This window comes from Prochlorococcus marinus CUG1438, from assembly GCA_017644325.1.
Classification (GTDB): domain Bacteria; phylum Cyanobacteriota; class Cyanobacteriia; order PCC-6307; family Cyanobiaceae; genus Prochlorococcus_A; species Prochlorococcus_A marinus_AA.
On record JAEPLS010000001.1, the window covers coordinates 273,784 to 292,300 of the forward strand.

At 30.4% G+C, this 18,517-nt stretch carries 19 protein-coding genes and 1 tRNA gene; 10 read left to right on the forward strand and 10 right to left on the reverse strand.

Annotated elements, in window-relative coordinates:
- Nucleotides 1–23 precede the first annotated feature (23 nt).
- Complete coding sequence (plsX, locus tag JJ847_01630; GenBank protein ID MBO6959586.1) at nt 24–1,442, reverse strand: phosphate acyltransferase PlsX; 1,419 nt, start codon at nt 1,440–1,442, stop codon at nt 24–26.
- Nucleotides 1,443–2,189: a response regulator transcription factor gene (locus JJ847_01635; GenBank protein MBO6959587.1), complete on the reverse strand. Its 747-nt coding sequence runs from the start codon at nt 2,187–2,189 to the stop codon at nt 1,443–1,445.
- A gap of 107 nt (nt 2,190–2,296) precedes the next feature.
- Between JJ847_01635 and radA the strand changes: the two genes are divergently transcribed.
- Nucleotides 2,297–3,658, forward strand: a complete 1,362-nt coding sequence (gene radA, locus JJ847_01640) for a DNA repair protein RadA (protein ID MBO6959588.1) — start codon at nt 2,297–2,299, stop codon at nt 3,656–3,658.
- Nucleotides 3,659–3,663: 5 nt separating this feature from the next.
- On the opposite strand, the gene JJ847_01645 is transcribed toward radA, so the two are convergent.
- Nucleotides 3,664–4,185, reverse strand: coding sequence for a photosystem I assembly protein Ycf3 (locus tag JJ847_01645; GenBank protein MBO6959589.1), 522 nt, complete (start codon nt 4,183–4,185; stop codon nt 3,664–3,666).
- A 121-nt stretch (nt 4,186–4,306) separates the two neighbouring features.
- Between JJ847_01645 and JJ847_01650 the strand changes: the two genes are divergently transcribed.
- Genes JJ847_01650 through JJ847_01660 form a run of 3 tightly spaced genes read left to right on the forward strand, consistent with a single transcriptional unit; the run spans nt 4,307 to nt 8,199 of the window.
- The gene (locus JJ847_01650; GenBank protein ID MBO6959590.1) at nt 4,307–6,601 is read left to right on the forward strand and encodes a cation-translocating P-type ATPase; all 2,295 of its coding nucleotides are present in this window, start codon (nt 4,307–4,309) and stop codon (nt 6,599–6,601) included.
- Nucleotides 6,602–7,234 carry a dTMP kinase gene (locus JJ847_01655; GenBank protein MBO6959591.1) on the forward strand — a complete coding sequence of 211 codons (633 nt, stop codon included), beginning with the start codon at nt 6,602–6,604 and terminating at the stop codon, nt 7,232–7,234.
- A 2-nt stretch (nt 7,235–7,236) separates the two neighbouring features.
- Nucleotides 7,237–8,199: a DNA polymerase III subunit delta' gene (locus tag JJ847_01660; GenBank protein ID MBO6959592.1), complete on the forward strand. Its 963-nt coding sequence runs from the start codon at nt 7,237–7,239 to the stop codon at nt 8,197–8,199.
- 3 nt (nt 8,200–8,202) lie between these two features.
- Here the strand turns inward: JJ847_01660 and JJ847_01665 are convergent, their stop codons facing one another.
- Nucleotides 8,203–8,985, reverse strand: a complete 783-nt coding sequence (locus JJ847_01665) for a response regulator transcription factor (GenBank protein MBO6959593.1) — start codon at nt 8,983–8,985, stop codon at nt 8,203–8,205.
- A gap of 402 nt (nt 8,986–9,387) precedes the next feature.
- On the opposite strand from JJ847_01665, the gene JJ847_01670 reads away from it, so the two are divergent.
- The 3 genes from JJ847_01670 (at nt 9,388) to JJ847_01680 (ending at nt 11,678) form a co-directional block, all read left to right on the forward strand.
- Nucleotides 9,388–9,747 carry a hypothetical protein gene (locus tag JJ847_01670; protein ID MBO6959594.1) on the forward strand — a complete coding sequence of 120 codons (360 nt, stop codon included), beginning with the start codon at nt 9,388–9,390 and terminating at the stop codon, nt 9,745–9,747.
- Between the two features lie 259 nt (nt 9,748–10,006).
- Nucleotides 10,007–10,837, forward strand: a complete 831-nt coding sequence (locus tag JJ847_01675; GenBank protein MBO6959595.1) for a hypothetical protein — start codon at nt 10,007–10,009, stop codon at nt 10,835–10,837.
- A gap of 229 nt (nt 10,838–11,066) precedes the next feature.
- Nucleotides 11,067–11,678 (forward strand): DNA-3-methyladenine glycosylase 2 family protein, encoded by a 612-nt coding sequence (locus JJ847_01680; GenBank protein MBO6959596.1) that lies wholly within the window; start codon nt 11,067–11,069, stop codon nt 11,676–11,678.
- Nucleotides 11,679–11,721: 43 nt separating this feature from the next.
- Here the strand turns inward: JJ847_01680 and dcm are convergent, their stop codons facing one another.
- The 4 genes from dcm to JJ847_01700 form a co-directional block, all read right to left on the reverse strand.
- On the reverse strand, nt 11,722–12,729 hold the full coding sequence (gene dcm, locus JJ847_01685; protein MBO6959597.1) for a DNA (cytosine-5-)-methyltransferase: 1,008 nt from the start codon (nt 12,727–12,729) through the stop codon (nt 11,722–11,724).
- 172 nt (nt 12,730–12,901) lie between these two features.
- Nucleotides 12,902–12,973: transfer RNA gene (locus JJ847_01690), tRNA-Asn, on the reverse strand.
- Nucleotides 12,974–13,021: 48 nt separating this feature from the next.
- The gene (locus JJ847_01695; protein MBO6959598.1) at nt 13,022–13,693 is read right to left on the reverse strand and encodes an ABC transporter ATP-binding protein; all 672 of its coding nucleotides are present in this window, start codon (nt 13,691–13,693) and stop codon (nt 13,022–13,024) included.
- 8 nt (nt 13,694–13,701) lie between these two features.
- Nucleotides 13,702–13,974: a hypothetical protein gene (locus JJ847_01700; GenBank protein ID MBO6959599.1), complete on the reverse strand. Its 273-nt coding sequence runs from the start codon at nt 13,972–13,974 to the stop codon at nt 13,702–13,704.
- A gap of 155 nt (nt 13,975–14,129) precedes the next feature.
- On the opposite strand from JJ847_01700, the gene cysK reads away from it, so the two are divergent.
- Both cysK and JJ847_01710 read left to right on the forward strand, forming a co-directional pair.
- Nucleotides 14,130–15,098, forward strand: coding sequence for a cysteine synthase A (gene cysK / locus JJ847_01705; GenBank protein ID MBO6959600.1), 969 nt, complete (start codon nt 14,130–14,132; stop codon nt 15,096–15,098).
- A 16-nt stretch (nt 15,099–15,114) separates the two neighbouring features.
- A complete protein-coding gene (locus JJ847_01710) occupies nt 15,115–15,792 on the forward strand; it encodes a DnaJ domain-containing protein (GenBank protein ID MBO6959601.1) in 678 nt (225 codons plus the stop codon).
- A gap of 10 nt (nt 15,793–15,802) precedes the next feature.
- Here JJ847_01710 and JJ847_01715 read toward each other — a convergent pair whose 3' ends face one another.
- Nucleotides 15,803–16,039 (reverse strand): NAD(P)H-quinone oxidoreductase subunit O, encoded by a 237-nt coding sequence (locus tag JJ847_01715; protein MBO6959602.1) that lies wholly within the window; start codon nt 16,037–16,039, stop codon nt 15,803–15,805.
- Between the two features lie 135 nt (nt 16,040–16,174).
- Here JJ847_01715 and JJ847_01720 point away from each other — a divergent pair, with 135 nt between their 5' ends.
- Nucleotides 16,175–17,101 (forward strand): TIGR01777 family oxidoreductase, encoded by a 927-nt coding sequence (locus JJ847_01720; GenBank protein MBO6959603.1) that lies wholly within the window; start codon nt 16,175–16,177, stop codon nt 17,099–17,101.
- A 212-nt stretch (nt 17,102–17,313) separates the two neighbouring features.
- On the opposite strand, the gene JJ847_01725 is transcribed toward JJ847_01720, so the two are convergent.
- Nucleotides 17,314–18,516 carry a hypothetical protein gene (locus tag JJ847_01725; protein MBO6959604.1) on the reverse strand — a complete coding sequence of 401 codons (1,203 nt, stop codon included), beginning with the start codon at nt 18,514–18,516 and terminating at the stop codon, nt 17,314–17,316.
- Nucleotide 18,517 lies beyond the last annotated feature (1 nt).

Consider the following 18,517-nt stretch of genomic DNA (forward strand, 5'->3'; position numbering starts at 1 on the left):
ACATAAATTTGACTCATTATGTTTTATGAATTTAAAACTTGAAGCTTTTGAAGTTGATTTAAATTTTCCATCACGTCATGATTAACTGCTGAGTGTGCCAGGCGAAGAGCGCTAACTACTGATAAGGACTTACTGCTACCATGACCGATAACGCAAATACCATTTACGCCAAGTAATAAAGCACCACCATGTTCGGCATGATCCAACCTCTTCTTAATTCTGAGTAGATTACTTTTTAAAAAAGCGGAGCCAACTTTTCCCCGCCGTCCTCTTGGTAGCTCAGATCTCAAAATATCCAACAAAACACCCCCCACAGACTCAAGAAATTTTAATAATATATTGCCAGTAAATCCATCACAAACAACTACATCAAAATTACCTGATAATACATCTCTTCCTTCACAATTCCCTCCAAACTGAAAACTTTGTTCATTAGATAGTAATTCAAATGTTTTTAAAGATAACTCATTACCTTTACATTCTTCCTCGCCGATATTTAAAAGACCAATTCTTGGGGTTTTTACTTGTAGTACATCTTTTGCATAAATATTACCAAGAAGAGCAAACTGATGAAGATAGGAGGGTTTGCAATCAGTATTTGCACCAACATCTAAAACTAACACAGGTCTAGTTTGGTCTCTTGTTGGAAATAATGCGCCTATTGCGGGTCTATCAATACCTTTCAATCTACCAATCCTAAATATGGCAGAAGCCATCATTGCGCCTGAATTACCAGCTGAGTATACAGCCTGAGCTTTATTATTTCTTACCAAATCCATCGCAACATTTATACTTGCATTTTTCTTTTTCCTGACTGCTGTAGCTTCTTCGTTCATCCCTATAGGATCGCCACTATCTATCAATTCAAAACGGTTATTATAAATTTCTTTTTCCAGTGCTTCTAATAAACCAAATTTTTCTGCTGTATTTTTAACTTTCTCAATGTTACCTACGAATTTAATATTTATTGGAAATCTACTTATGGCTTCTAGACAACCCTCAAGAATTGGACCAGGAGCATAATCTCCACCCATACCATCAACTGCGATCCAAATTCTTTTAGATTGAGTTTCTTCACCCTTATCTAAAATATTATCGCTATTTTGTAATCTTTTTAATGGATCAAAAACTAATGGTTGTAATGTATTTTTTGCCAATGAACTAGCATTTGAAACTACACTACTAGCAGTACTCACTACAGATTCAGCACTTGAAACCACATTACCTGCAACATTACCTGCAACGTTACTAGCAACATTACTTGCTGTACTAACAACTGATCCAGCACCAGAAACCACATTGCCTGCAACATTACTAGCAGTAGCAGCAGAACTAGCTGCCGTATCAACTATTGAAGTGACAGCCGAGTTTCTTTTATACCATATAACTAATCTTCTGATAGCTCTAGACTTATTAAGTTTATGTACAGAATCTTTTCCCATTTATTTACCATCAAAAGGAGCAATATCTACAATACGTTGAAAAAGATATCCTGTGCCTCTTGCTGTCAATATCAATTCAGGATTTGCTGGATCTGCCTCAAGTTTTGACCTTAGTCTTGATATGTGAACATCGACAACCCTTGTATCTACATGTCTCTCTGGGGTATATCCCCAAACCTCTTTTAATATCTCTCCTCTACTAAATGGTTCTCCTGATCGGCTTACTAATAGCTCTAGAAGACTAAATTCCATACCGGTTAATCTAATTCTCTCATCACTCTTAAAAACTTGTCTTCGATTTGTATCGATTTTTATATCAGTGACCAAAATTAATCCTGAATTAGGCATCCCAGGTATTTGTTCTTTGTCAATTCTTCTTAAAACGCACCTAATTCTAGCTTCTAATTCTTTTGGGCTAAATGGTTTAACTACATAATCATCTGCCCCTAATTCTAAGCCTGTTATCCTATCAGCAACATCTCCTAATGCAGTTAACATCACAATTGGCACATCAGAATCTTTTCTTAATTCTTGACAAACTCCATAGCCATCTAACTTTGGCATCATTACATCAAGCACCACTAAATCAGGTTCATAATCTTTAAATAACTTTAGTGCCTCTTTACCATCACTTGCGGTTACAACTTTGTAGCCAATCATTGAGAGACGCGTCTCGAGAATTCTTCTAATACTTGCCTCGTCATCTGCGACTAGGATTGTTTCTTTATTTTGACTAGATAAAGCCATTTGTTTCTATTAGCTAATCAGTAAGAGAATTTATTATTATCCTAATCTAACTTGTAGAGGGGCAATATCCCAAACATTCCAATTCCTTTACTTCATTCAGAAACTTAATGTCTAGCAAATTATCGACTTTTATTTGTCAGAATTGCGGATCTGAAACTTCTCAATACTTTGGTAAATGCCTGAATTGCAACTCATGGAATTCAATTGTTGAAGAAGTAAAAAGTAAGACATCTAAATATAAAGAAATAAAAAATATAAAAAATAGTAAAAAATCTATACCCTTTAATGAGATTTCATCAAAAAAAATATCTAGATTTACAACTGGTTTTAGGGAATTTGATAGAGTTTTAGGAGGTGGAATAGTACCTGGATCTGTTGTTTTACTAGGGGGAGAACCAGGTATAGGTAAAAGCACAATAGTTCTTCAATCAGCAGGAAAAATATCTCTTAATGAGAAAGTTTTATACATAACTGCAGAAGAATCTTTAGAACAAGTAAAAATTAGATGGGAAAGATTGAACCAAAAAAGTATTGATTTAAAAATTTTTGCTGAAACCAATTTGTCCTTAATTATCGAAGAGATAAAATGTGTAAATCCAAGTTTCGCAATTATAGATAGTATTCAAGCCATCTATAATCATGAGATGCAAAGTTCGCCTGGATCTGTTTCTCAAGTTAGAGAATGTTCATCTGAATTGCAAAATCTTGCCAAAGACAATAATATTGCTCTTTTAATAATTGGTCATGTAACCAAAGATGGTGCTTTAGCTGGTCCTAAAACTCTAGAGCATTTAGTTGATACAGTAATAAACTTTGAAGGAGATAATATTTCCTCACATAGATTACTTAGAAGTATAAAAAATCGATTTGGATCAACCTTTGAAATTGGAATTTTTGAAATGTTAGAAGAGGGCTTACGAGAGATCAAGAACCCAAGTTCAATTTTTACAAATAAAGAAAATATTTCAGGTGTGACAACTACTATTACAAATGAAGGTACTCGACCATTAGCAGTTGACATACAAGCACTGGTAAATAAAACCTTTTATAGTAATCCAAGACGAACTACAACTGGAATCAGCATAAATAGATTACATCAAATACTAGCTGTTATTGAAAAACACGTAGGTATAAAATTATCTGAATTTGATTGTTATATAGCTACTGGTGGGGGGTTTGAGATTAATGATCCCTCATCTGACTTAGGTGTAGCAATATCAATTTTATCAAGTTTAAAAAATATTCCACCTATAGCAAGTAGCTCATTTATTGGGGAATTAGGCTTAAGCGGTCAGGTTAGAAAATCGAATAACCTTCGAACAAAGATCGAGGAAGCTGTAAGACTAGGTATCAAAAATATAGTAGTGCCAAAATTAGAGGATGAACTAAATAATAATTTTCAAAATTTAATAAATATCAAAGAGATTTCCAATATTAAAGAAGCAGTTGAATATTCTTTATCAGAGTAGAAATATTAGAGATACATATCGATTGAACTTCTTCCTGAGTTTTTCAACCAATTCTCAATATCTAGATAACCACCTGGATATAGTCTCACTGCTTTAGACCAGACTTCAGCAGCTTTATCAAACCAAATATCTCTCTGATCTAAATCACCATTTTGCTCTGCGTATCTTCCCCTTTTTTCATAAATTAGACCTATATTTTTAAGGCATGATGGCTGTTTGGGATTTTCTACTAGTGCTTTTTCATAAGTTTCAATAGACAAATCCTCTTCACCGTTACTCATGTATATTATTGCCATATTTTTTAAAGTCTCACCCCTATCAATTTTATTTTCTTCAAGCAGTAAACTCTCTTTGTAATACTCTAATGCTTCCGAATAATCCCCATTATTTTGTGCAGCTAGGCCATCTCTATAATAGATATAAGCTTTTTTTTCTTTCTCTGCAATAGGCATTATTTTTACTATGGATTCAGCAATTACAGTAAAAGCTTTATCAATAAAATTGTCTCTGTTTTGATTACTAGGCACTGCTCTAAATCTAATAAAATTAATATAGTAATTTAAAAAATAACTATTTAAAAAGTCTATAACATTTATTATTATAGTTAAAAATAAGCTCAAGCATTAATTTGCTTCTATCGAGAAAAATATGGAGAGCATTCAATTAAGCATTACAGGAATGAAGTGCGGAGGTTGTGTGAGTACTGTTGAAAAAATATTGAATAATTCTGATGGCATTGAAAATGTTTCTGTTAACTTACTTACTGAAAGTGCATATTTTGAAATTACCCAGAAACATATAGCAATAGAAACAGTTCTCGAAAATCTAAAGGAGAATGGTTTTCCATCAAAGATTTATATAAATGATTTTTCAAAAAAAATAAATAAATCAGAATTAGAAAAAAAAAAGAAATGGAATAATCAATGGAAAAAACTAACTTTTGCCTTATTACTTTTAGTGTTTTCAGGTTTAGGTCATCTCGCAGAAGGAAGATATATAAATTTTCCAATATTAGGTAATATATTTTTTCACGCTTCATTAGCAACATTAGCTCTATTACTTCCTGGCAGAGAAATAATTATAAATGGATTTAAATCATTTATAAAAAACTGTCCAAATATGGATTCTTTAGTAGCTCTTGGAGTAACTAGCGCATATACAACAAGTCTTCTATCCTTGATATTTCCTGCCACTGGTTTTCCTTGTTTTTTTAATGAACCAGTTATGCTATTAGGCTTTATACTGATTGGCCGATTCTTAGAAGAAAGAGCAAGATACCAAACTGGTTCATCAATTGGAGAGTTATTAGATCTTCAACCTGAAATGGCAAATATCTATACTGAAGATAATCAAATACTCTCAGTAAGAGTAAACACTTTAAGACCTAATCAAGAGATTCAAGTTTTAGCAGGAGACAGAGTACCTGCAGACTGCATTATTACTCGCGGTACTTCATATGTTGATGTTTCACATATAACTGGAGAATCCAAACCTATCGAAGTAAAAGAAGGAGACAATCTATCTAGTGGATCTTTAAATCTTAATTCAACTCTTAGACTTAAAGTACAAAAGGTAGGAGGGGATTCTTCTCTCGCAAAACTAGTCAGTCTTATTGAGTCCGTAAATGCTAGAAAACCTCGTATTCAAAGAATTGCAGATGAGATTGCAGGAAAATTTACTTACTTTGTACTTATTTTTGCCACTTTAACTTTCTTCTTTTGGTGGAAGGGAGCAATAAACATTTGGCCTGATTTATTAATTCATAATCATCAATTCAGCACTTACTCAAGTCACACACTTCATAGTTCGCTTGGTAGTAATGCTGAGAATTTCCTGAGTTTAGCAATCCAATTGTCAATTGCAGTTTTAGTAATAGCTTGTCCATGTGCATTAGGTTTAGCCACTCCAACTGTAATAACTGTTGCATCTGGTAAAGCAGCAAAAAAAGGTATTTTATTTAAAGGCGGGGACAAAATAGAGATGGCTTCAAAAATTAATCACATTATTTTTGATAAGACAGGTACTTTAACAAAAGGTAAACCTTTCATTGTTGATTATAAAAATAATAATGATCATTCATTTTTATTAAGAATAGCTGCCAGTTTAGAAAAGGAAAGTAGACATCCAATCGCAGATGCCTTAACTCAAGAGGCAAAAAAACAAAATTTAAGTTTATTTCCAATAAAAAAAATTCTTACCCATTCAGGTCGAGGTATTTCTGGAGAACTTGATTCAATTGATGGACTTATTAGTATTGGGAATATTGAATGGCTCCTAAGCAAAGGAATAATTATTGATAATGATTCAAAAAAAGTCATTGAAAATGAAGAGACAAAAACAAACACTATCATTGGAGTAAGTATCAAGGATAAGTTATTAGGCTTTATTTTATTAGGAGATTTACTAAGAGAGGATTCAATTAAAACAGTTCAAAATTTGAGAAAAAACAAATTTAAAATTAATATTTTGAGTGGAGATAGAAAACAAACAGTTTTAGCTTTAGCAAAAAAAATTGGTTGTAAAGAAACAGAAGTAAAATGGGATCTTCTTCCTGAAATGAAGCTGAAGACTATAGAAAATTTAAAAATAAATAATAAAGTAGCAATGATTGGTGATGGTATTAATGATGCCCCAGCCTTAGCATCCTCAGACTTAGGCATTGCGGTAGGGTCAGGAACTCAAATAGCCAAGGCAAATGCAGATGTAGTCTTGATGGGAGATCAACTCAATGGATTACCCTATGCATTAAATATCGCAAAAAAAACTATCAGAAAGATAAAGCAAAATCTAATATGGGCTTTTGGTTACAACTTATTAGCTATTCCTATAGCAGCTGGCATTTTATTGCCTAAATACGGAATACTTCTTACCCCATCGATAGCAGCATTACTTATGGCCACAAGTTCTATTACAGTTGTAATTAATGCTTTATCATTGGATTAAATGGAAGGGAAATTTATTGTTATTGAAGGAATTGATGGATGTGGCAAGAGTACCCAAATAAACGAGCTATCTAGATGGCTCCCAAATAGTGGTCTTTTAAATACAGAATCTAAATTAATCACTACAAGAGAACCTGGAGGCAGTCAGCTAGGCAGAACATTAAGAAGAATTATTCTTGAAGACAATGAAAATAACAAGCCTTCATCACTCGCTGAATTATTACTTTATTCAGCAGATAGAGCTGAGCATGTTTCAAAGATTATTGCACCTGCCTTAAAAAATAATGATTGGGTGATTAGCGATAGATTTTCAGACTCAACCTTGGCTTATCAAGGGTATGGAAGAAAAATAGATTTTGAAATAATTCAAAATATTGAATCTATTGTTTGTCAAGGAGTACATCCTGACCTAACTTTCTTCTTAGAAATTTCTCCAGAAGAAAGTATCTTGCGAAGAAAAAATAAGATTCCAGATAGAATAGAGTCAGAAGGTATTAGATTTTTAGAGAAAGTAAATGAAGGCTTTAAACTAATTGCCAAAAAAAAAGAATGGATAGTCATATCTGCCTCTCAAAATATTCAAACGATTTCTAATGAGATTAAAGAAACTCTTTTAAAAAATTTCTCTAAGTAAAAATGATTGAAATTAAAAAAAATAATTTTTCATTTAATGAAGAAATAAATACAAGTCTAATAAGCATCATTAAAAACAAATCCTTTGCTAATGGTTATATATTTTCTGGTGCGGAAGGGTTAGGGAAAAAACAGACTGCTCTTAAATTCATAAATGAGATTTTCAAGCTCTACTCCTCAAGCGGGAATATAGAAGAAAAAATTACCAATAATAATCATCCTGATTTTCTGATTATTGAACCCAGTTCTCCTATAGAAGCCAAAAGATCAAAAAATCCTGATCCTGAACAAATCAAAAAAAGTGGATCTGAGATTATTAAGATTGCTCAAATTCGCAATATCAAAACTTTCCTTGGTCAAAAATCAATAAACTCTGAAAAGAAAATTATTTTAATTCTTGATGCGCACCTTTTAAATGAACCTGCTTCAAATTGCCTTTTAAAAACCTTAGAAGAGCCTAGCAATGGTATTTTTATTTTATTAACATCAAAATTAAATCTGCTCTTAGATACGATAATTTCAAGATGTCAAATAGTAAGGTTTCGCTCCTTTTCTAGTAAACAAATAAAATCCATTTTAAAAGATTATATAGATCCTTCTAGATTAAATATAAATAGAGGCATAAAAATCGAAGACCTTATAAATTCTGCCAATGGTTCACCTGTTCAATTATTAAAGAATATTCAAATTTGGAATGATTTATCTGATGAAATAACGGCTCAATTAGAATATCCAATAAAGAATAATTTAAAAATTCTCGAAGTATCTAAATTAATTTCCGAAAAATTAGAAGTTTACCAACAGATTTATTTAGTCAATTTCATTCAAATTATTTGGTGGAGAAAGACAAAAAAAGTAAATCTCATAAAAAAACTTGAAAACTTAAAAATTTACTTAAGAAAAAAAGTTCAACCAAGATTGGCATGGGAAACAACTTTTTTGAAGATTTCAATGGAGGGGATATGAAATTTAATCTATTGAAGAATTTATCAAATCAGGTTTTCTAGCTTGATCAAATTCTTGTTTTGCAGTGGCAACTTGAGAACCAATAGGTAATTCTAGACAATATCCAGCTCCATATACAGTTTTGATATATATAGGCTTACGTGGGTCGGGTTCTAACTTAGTTCTCAAATGTCTGATGTGAACTCTGATTGTCTCAATATCATCATCAGGTTCATATCCCCATACTTCTTTAAGAATCAATGCTGGTGATACGGTTTGTCCATGCCTTTGTAAAAGACAATGAAGTAATTCAAATTCAAGGTGCGTTAATCTAACAGGAGATTCAAACCAAATCGCCTCAAATCTTTCTGGGACTAAAGTGAGAGGTCCATAATTTAAGATTTCTTGCTGGTTAGTAGAATTCAACTGTGCTCTGCTAGTTCTCCTCAATAAGGCTTTGATACGGACATGTAGTTCTTCTAGATCAAATGGTTTAGTGATGTAGTCATCAGCTCCAGAATTGAATCCAGTAACTTTGTCTTTGAGACCACCCAATGCTGTTATCATCAAAATTGGAATATTTGATGTTCTTTCGTCTCTTCTAAGTCGCTGGCATAAAGTTAATCCATCAACACTTGGCAACATTAAATCTAAGAGTATTAAATCTGGCGAGTATTGAAGGGCCAGTGCTTGCCCTTTTATGCCATCTTCAGCTTTTTGAACATTGAATCCAGAATGTTCTAAATGCCTAGCTACCAAGTCACGCATATCACGATCATCTTCAATTAAAAGGATTGAAATTTTCATATTTCTAGACTATTAAACATAAGTTAGAATTTAGTAATACGATTCTCTCAAGAATTTTGAAAGATTGCAGAGTTAATGTAAACAATTTTATCAAATAGATAAATTAATAAGCCCAATAATGACAAGGTATTAGAAAGAAATAACAAATTTAAATAAATTTTAATTTTTATAATTTCTTTCGATTTTATTAATTATTTCTTAATAATCAGAAGATTTTTTGCGATAAGTGGATCAGAAATCCTTGAATTACTAGATTAACTTTGACATAGCAAAACGTTTCAGAATAAATTTAAGTTACAATTTTCATCTTCCAAGAAAGTTTGCACTGAATTTATAATTTCTATATATCTCTATATGTTTAAGCTAAGAATTTTGTCTATATTGAAAAAAATCTAAACATTTATGAAAAAGGAGTCATCTACCTATATAGATTTATCTAAAAAGCAACTCGAAAAACTTAAAGAATTTTACATTCAAAAAAAAGTTGAATCGATGAGTCATCAAGAACTCAAACAGTACGTGCTAGAAATTATTTCTCATCAGATAAACAACACCATCGGCAAAGAAGAAGAAATGGAAGCTTGGAATGAAATGTCAGATTTTTTTGGAGAGCAATTTGAGTTATTTATCTTAGAAGTCAAAACAAAATTTTGTAATGAAAAGAACTCAGTTGAAAATGAAATAGATCCTCAGCAACAAAGATTAAATTTACTTGAAAAGAATTGTTTAGATAAAAAGCAAAAGGATATGTGGGATGACTAGAACTTCTTGTAAAACAAAAATATACCTTGACTATAAAAACCGATAAATTTTGTAATAAAATGAGGAATAAGTTAGTCATAGACTAATCTGAAAAGATATTTGTTTATAAATAAGGAGAAAACAAGAAAACATTCAAGTTTTTATTACTTAGTGGAGTTAATTTGAGACCGAAAATATCAAGACATTTCTTCTTATGAACTATAATCTTTAAAATTTTACTTAATTTTTATTAATTAATTTCATAAAGAGGATCAATTAAATGGTAATAACACCATTAAATAAGAATAAACTGGAAAATTTTTTCAATCGAGATGCACAAAATCTACTTAAATATTTTTTATTTAAAGCAATCTTTTCTCAACCGGAATTAGTCAATAATCAGTCCGAGATTCCTATTCAAGTCCCAAAAGAACATATAGAACAATGGTTGGTCCAATGTTTAGGAGCAGATCCTGTCGGTTCTGGAAGTTATCCTGTAGATATTATCAATCTCAATAAAAAATATGGCGCAGATGCAAAAATGCTCTCCTGGAATGGCAAGAAAGGTTCTTTATCGGGAGAAACCTCGTTAGCACAAAAATTTAAGGATGCAGGTAATGACCTAGATGATGCCTTTAGGAATAGACAATTCGATGGGATTGTTAATGATTGGTCTAAATTATTAAAAAATAAATTATTGCATGTTAAAAATGACTACAAAGGATTAGACGAAATTTATTATTTTTTTGTTATTCGTCAAAATAATATTTTTCATGTATGTGGAATGGAGGTTGACATAAACAAAATAGATTATATTTGTGTTGACAGAACCTCTTCGGCATCTATATGGATCAAAAATCTTATAGATTCAAATTATGGAGAGTCAAAAATATATAAAGCGAAAAAAAGGATGGAATTAAGACTCTATCCTTATAAATGGATAGAAAATAATTTAGTAATTAGTTTTGATAACTCAACTTTAAATATTGAAAATAAAGAATTGATCGGTATGGATATTAATGAATTATATTCACATTCATTTTATAATTTTACAAATTTGTTCAAAACAATTATTGGAGACCCAAAGTTAGATACTTTTAAAAATAAGTAAAAAGACTTTGCTTAAAAGTAATTAAATTTTTCTTAACTAAAGTGACCATTCTCAGCACTAAAGATGGTTATAATTTTATACCCACTATTCACAAGAAAAAATTCAAGAGAAACAAATATTGCCTAAAAGTGCAATACTTTACGCACGTACAAAGATGGATGCAGAAAACTATTGTATTTTAAGTAAGGATTTTATAAATGTTAATAACATTAAAAATTTTCTAAATTAAATGTACTTAGAGTCAAAAAGTATTATTCAGAATCTTCAAAGTCAAGATAAGACTTTTAGTTTAATAGTTAAGCAAATAGGTTATATAAATTTAGAAAAAAAAGAACTTAACTTTGAAGAATTGATAAAAATTATAATTAATCAACAACTTTCAAACCATATATCAAGCATAATTTTTCAACGTTTAAGGGACAAAATTAATAACTCCGAACTAATCTCACCTTTATCAATAATTGATTTTGATAATAAAAAACTCAGGGACTTAGGTATTTCTCATTCAAAGATTTCTTTTATGAAAGAGACTGCTAAATATTTTATGGATTATCCATACATAATAAAAAAATGGGAAACCATGAATGATGAAGATGCAAAAATTAAAATTCAAGAATTAAAGGGGTTTGGTCCTTGGTCTGCAAATATTATTCTATTATTTTATATGGGTAGAAATAATGTATTTCCATATAATGATTCAACTTTACAAAAAGCATATTTTAAAATTTATGGTGAAAGATTATCATCAAATCTCTCTCAAATTAATTGGGCAAGACCTTATAGAAGTATAGTTGCGAGATATCTTTGGAAGTGGGTAGATAATGGTGCGAAAAAAATCTAATTATTTATATAAATCTTATACAATCATGAAATTAAATTCAGTCTTAAGATCCATTTTTTCTTAAATAATTATAAATAATTGATGAGAATTTTTTAAAAATATCTACCGTTACTGAGTTACCTGCTTGTTTATATAGTTGCGTATTTGGAACGTCTCTGGGTAACTTGAAAGTTCTTGGGAATCCTTGAAGGTTAAAGCATTCTCTAGGTGTAATTTTTCTAATACCATAATCATCCTTAATTAAAGGAACATTATGACCCCCTGTCCCCATATTTGCTGTCAAAGTTGGACATACTCCACTTTTGTTTTCTCTGACATAAACTCTTCTCCACTGATAAAAAGTATTCTTTTTAGTAATAGATCCTATTAAATCATTATAATTATATTTATCTTTCCTATAGTAATACTTTTCATCTACAGCATTACTTTCTAGAAAATCAGAAATAGGTTTAAGTTTAATCTTTTTTTCAGTAGGAAATAGTTTACTTAAATATGTTGATTTATGTTTTGAAGAATCAAAACAAATATCTTTGTCCTCCAGAAAACAAAAAATAAAAGTTCTTTCTCTGTTTTGTGGAACACAAGTATATTCACAAGTATTCATAATTTTTGAAAGAACACAATATCCAGTATTTTCTAAACTTTCTTGAATTATTCTAAATGTTTTTTTCTTATCATGAGTATAAATATTTTTAACATTTTCTAGTAAAAGAACTTGTGGTTTTTTGGGTAACTCATTTATTAATCTTATAATTTGAAAAAAGACATCACCTCTTTTATCTACAAATCCTTTTTGATAACCTGCAACAGAAAATGCCTGACAAGGAAAACCCCCAACAAGTACGTCAACTGCTTCTAAATCTTTTCCTTGTAATTGATTAATGTCTATTTCATAAAATGGGTGAGAGAAATTTTTTCTATAAGTTTTTGAAGCATATCTATCAATATCTGTTCCCCATACAATTTTAAATTTTTCTTTATCAGAGAAACCAAGTTCGATTCCACCAACTCCTGAAAATAATCCTCCTACCTTATAAACCTTATTTTCCATATTCAACTATATTAAAAATAACATTAAAATACTCTAGATATTTTATGAGAAATGTTTCAAATCTTTAATGATATTTTTAAATTTTAGAATCTAATTTTCTTCAGATCTCAATCAGATTATTAAAAAAGACCTCAAGTGACATAACCTGAAGTCTTAGAAATCTGATATTTAACTCCCCGGGCGGGATTCGAACCTGCGACCAATCGATTAACAGTCGATCGCTCTACCGCTGAGCTACCGAGGAATATAAAATGAATTTAGCTCTTTAAAGTCCCTTATGACAAGTTAATAGTTAATTATATTGAAATTTTGATGGTTTTTGCCATTTAGATAAAACACCATTTTTTAACTCTGCTACTGCATCAGCACAATTTAATTCTTCATAACGGTGAGTAATCCACAAAGCAGATAATGGGTTTTTGTGGTTATTTGTTAGATCTTTAATAGTTTTTAAAACTTTTAATTGGCTAGTTTGATCAAGAAGAGCGGTAGGTTCATCCAAAAGAATAAAATTTCTATTACTTATAAGAGCGGATGCAATAGTTAAGCGTTGTTTTTGTCCACCACTTAAAGTATGCACCGGTCTTTTTTCAAAGCCAGTCAATCCCACCTTATCTAGTACAGCCTCAATTTTTTTTGAAATTTCGTAATCAGTTAAATTTTGATTAATATTGATCAGAAGTTCACTTCTACAATTTGGCATTAGTATTTGATGATCAGGGTTTTGGAATACCATGCCAATATTTGCTTTACATTGCACTATTCCATTTTTGGGTTTAATTATTCCATTTATTAATTTTAAAAGAGTACTTTTACCACTTCCGTTCTTACCGACTATCATCCAGAATCCAGGTTTTTTTATTGAAAAATTACATTTATTAATCAAATTTTCTTGATTGTTATATGAAAACGATACATCTTTGAAATCTATAAATGGTATTGGATTTTCAACAGAACCTCGCATTAATTCTATCAATCTATGTTAAGAGAAAATCCTGGCCTTTTAGCTCCTCCTGCTACAGATGATTTTTCATATATCTGAACAGAAATGATTTCTTTAGCTTTTACAGCAATTAATTTGTCTTGCACTTTGTCACACTTTAATTCAATCAAGCTTGAGGGTTCATCACTTTCATTCATTGAACTTTTTATTTCATCATAAATTCTTTTAACATCTTCAAATTCTTTTTTCTGAATTGAAAGTGGAAAAGGTGAATATCTCAGACTTAGTTCCAGCGAATACATAATAATTATCAAAACTAACTCTTATAATAATAAATATTTTCACGCAGAAAGATATTTTAAATTAAATTCTTTTCAAAAAATTTATATAAAAGATGATTAAATACAATTATTATGTATTAGGGGAGATTTAATTTTGCAATTTAAATAATCATTTCATGGAAATAGCAAATGATATAACTTCTCTAGTTGGAAATACCCCATTAGTTAGATTAAATCGAATCAGGAAATATTTTAATTGTTATCCAGAGATAATAGCCAAATTAGAAAGTTTCAATCCATCAGCTTCCGTTAAAGATCGCATTGCTTATTCGATGCTATGTAAAGCTGAAGAACAAGGATTAATAACGCCAGATAAAACAACGTTAATTGAAGCGACAAGTGGCAATACTGGAATTGCATTAGCTATGGTTGCTGCGGCAAAAGGCTACAAATTGATATTAACTATGCCAGATACGATGAGTATTGAAAGAAGGGCAATGTTGAGAGCATATGGAGCTGAATTACAGCTAACACCAGGTAAAGAAGGAATGAAAGGAGCTTTAGATTTGGCTAATGAATTGTCTTCAAGTATTGCAAATGCCTATCAATTTAATCAATTTGAAAACTTTGCTAATCCAGATATTCATGAAAGAACAACGGCTAGAGAAATATGGGCACAAACGAATAAGAATATAGATGGACTAGTTACAGGAGTAGGCACAGGAGGAACAATTACTGGTTGCGCAAGTTTTTTGAAAAAAGTTAATCCTAATTGCAAAATTTATGCTGTAGAACCCAAAAAAAGTGCTGTCATTTCGGGGGATAAAGCAGGATCTCATTCGATTCAAGGAATAGGAGCAGGTTTTGTACCTAAAGTTCTTAATACTGAATTAATAGATGAAATTATAAAAATAGATGATGATGAAGCATTTTATTATGGACGTTTATTAGCTAGATTAGAAGGCCTATTATCAGGTATCAGTAGTGGTGCGGCTTTGGCTGCAACAATAAAAATTGGAGAAAGGAAAGAACTAATAAACAAAAGATTAATAGTTATTTTACCAAGTTTTGGTGAAAGATATTTATCGACAGCAATGTTTGAATCTAATACCTCGATTCAAGCCAGAAAAGATGGTTATCTCTAATCTCTAATTTATAAAAATGGATAAAAATTTATATGAAGAATTAGGCCTCAAAAAAAATGCAACTAAAAGTGAAATTAAATCTTCATACCGTTCTTTAGTTAAGAAACATCATCCTGATGCAGGCGGGAAAAAAGAGCGATTTCTTGCAATACAAAATGCCTGGGAGACTCTGAATGACCCTATCAAAAAAGAAAAATATGATAGAAATTTTTTATCTTCCAGTCCAATGTTTGATTTATCCAATGAAAACTGGGAAGATAATTTTAATTCAAAAAAATATAATTCATCAATTAAAGACAAAGAAGTTGAATCATGGATTAAAGAAATTTATACTCCGATTAATAGATTAATTAGCCAAATAATTAAACCTTTGAATAATGAAATAAAAGAACTATCTGCTGATCCATATGATGACCAACTAATGGAAAATTTTTGCAATTACATAAGTCTTTCACAAAAGAAAATAGAAAAAGTTGAAAAAATTTATAACAAAAAAATAGTTCCAAATTCTACTTCAGCTTTAGGCCTCGATCTGTATCATTGTTTTTCACAAGTTAAAGACGCACTATCAGAATTTGATAGATATACACAAGGATACGTAGATGATTACTTATTTGATGGTAAAGAAATGATCAAAGAAGCAAAGAGAATACAATCAAAGATGTCTAGAGAGAAAAAAAATAAAAACTTTTAAGCATAAAAATTTATTGAATATACTCTTTAAGTTGATCTAATTTCAACCAAACGTCTGGAACAGGTCTGCGCCACCTTACCTGAGCATATTCCTCGTTCACCGAGAGAATCTCTCCAGGACCTTCAAAGATATAATTAGGTAAATCATCATCACTGGCAAGTGCCTCGATACTTTTTATATAATTTTCTCTATCGACAAAAACTAAGCTTCCTTTCTTAAGAGGTTTCTTTTGAATAGAATCTGTCATAATTAAGTTAACAAAGTTATTTGAAGTTTATTATACAAAAACTTGTTTGATAAATATTTAAAAAAACAGATAACAGAATATTAATTACAAACATCTAAAAAATTTAATAGCCTAAGTTAATAAATCTCTTTAAATATGCGTCTTTTACTTCTTGGCTGTACTGGATTTGTTGGTAAAGAATTAGTGCCAACTCTACTCAATCAAAATCACGAAATATCGATTGTAAGTAGAAAACCCATAAATAAATTAAACCTTAAATTAAATTTGAATAAATTTAAATTTATTCAAATAGATTTATCAAAAGAACAAAACTGGAATAACGAAAATCTTTTAAATATTTTACGAGAGGCAGATGGGATTATTAACTTAATGGGAGAACCCATAGCAGAAAAGAAATGGACTTCTGCTCAAAAAAAAGAGATTGAAAATAGTCGCGTTAATACTACGAAATTTATGATGAATACTTTAAAAAATTTCAGAATCACCCCAAAAGTCATTATAAGTGGATCAGCAATAGGTTACTACGGTACCAGTTTGTCTGATGAGTTCACTGAAAATAGTATAGAAGGAAAAGACTTTTTAGCTAATCTTTGCAAGAAATGGGAAGATGTTGCTGTTGAAAAACCATTTTTCTCAAGATTAGTTATTTTCAGAATCGGAATTGTTCTAGAAGCAGATGGAGGCGCATTAGGAAAAATGCTTCCTGTCTTTAAAATTGGATTAGGTGGGCCAATTGGTGATGGAATGCAATGGATGAGTTGGATTCATAGAAGTGATTTATGTGCCTTAATTACTAAAGCATTAGTTGATAAAAAGTATTCAGGCGTAATTAATGCTGTAGCGCCAAAGCCAGTATTAATGAAAGATTTTTCTCGGACTTTAGGCAAATGCCTTAATAGGCCTAATTTACTGCCAGTACCAGGAGCAGTTCTTAAAATATTATTAGGAGATGGAGCAAAAGTTGTCCTCGAAGGTCAAAAAGTAATAAGCACTAAACTTAAAAATTTTAATTTTAAATATCCTCTTCTTGAGAAAGCAATTTACGCCTCCACCAAGAATTAATACCGTTTACTAAAGCACCAATAATTAGAATTGTTATTAATGGGACTATAAGAGGGTTCCAAACTCTTTGAATAAAATTAATAAAAATAAATATCCCATTTAATTGCATTATGATTGCGAAAATAAAAAATATTGCAAAAAAAACTACTGCAAATAAATTTATTAATAAAAAATTATCAATTATTTGTTTTAAATTATTTTGGTTAATTTCCTTAGTCATTTTTCATGACAAAATTCATATCATCAACAATCTTAATACAAGCATTGTTTTCACCAAGTCTTTTTTTTGCATTTTGATTACACGAAATCAAAAAATTCTTATTTAGTTTCATAAGATATATTACCTTTATTATTAATTGGATTGTCTGATTTATCTGATCATTTTTATCCTTATAGTTGCTGGCACAAAAAACAAATGATCCCAGCAAGCGTCTTTGGGCTTCTGCAAAAGATTTTGTAAATTGTGGGCCTTTACCTTCAATCTGAATAACTGGTTTTCCTAATCCAATAGCTTGCTCTGCTGCTGTTCCTGCCATGCTAATACAGCATCTACTTTTCAACAAGATTTCGTCAAAAGTATTCCAATATAAATTAACCCTTAAGTATTTATATTGGAATTTCATGGGATACTTCTCATTTATTTTTTCTAAATATAACCATTTTCTATTTTTCAATATCTCGCTTATCTTTGATGAAGAAAAAGCATTAACTATTGCAAAATTGAACTCAATTTTTTGAAAATATCTTGAATCCGATAATGCCTCTAATACCTCTAAAATTAAAACAAAATTATCTAAAATCTCGGGAAATCTACTGCCTGGAAATAATCCAATACTAAATTCAGATTTATTTAACTCTTTATTTCTTGAAAAAAACCTATCCATAAATGGATTGCCTAAAAAAGACACTTTCTTTTTTAGTTGCAAAGTTAAATCATAAGCTGTAAGAGAATCTCGTGTATATATTGTTTTTGCCTTTGGCGAGAGCAAGAAAAATTTAGAAGGCCATGGTAATTTTAACTTCCCTTCATAATGACTTGAATAAGCAACTAGATATGTAAAAAAATCTTTATTACAAACCCATGCAAAAAAAACTGGGACAATATCTCCAACTATAAAAAAGAAGTCATATTTTTTTCTTATTTTAAAAGTTAAATATAATTTTTTTAAAAGATAAAATATTTCACCTCCAAATATCTCAGTTAATCTTCCTTTAAAGGAATTATATCCAATTCCTCCAGTTCTAAATTCTTTAGTTTTTCCAATAATATTAATTTTTTCTTTCTCATAATGGTTGCCTTTACCAACAATTGGCAAAGCATTTACAGAAAAACCACTTTTTACGAATTGCTTAGCTATTAAACTCCCAGATAAATCTTCTCCATGCCCATTGCTTAGTATTAAAATTTTAGTCAAT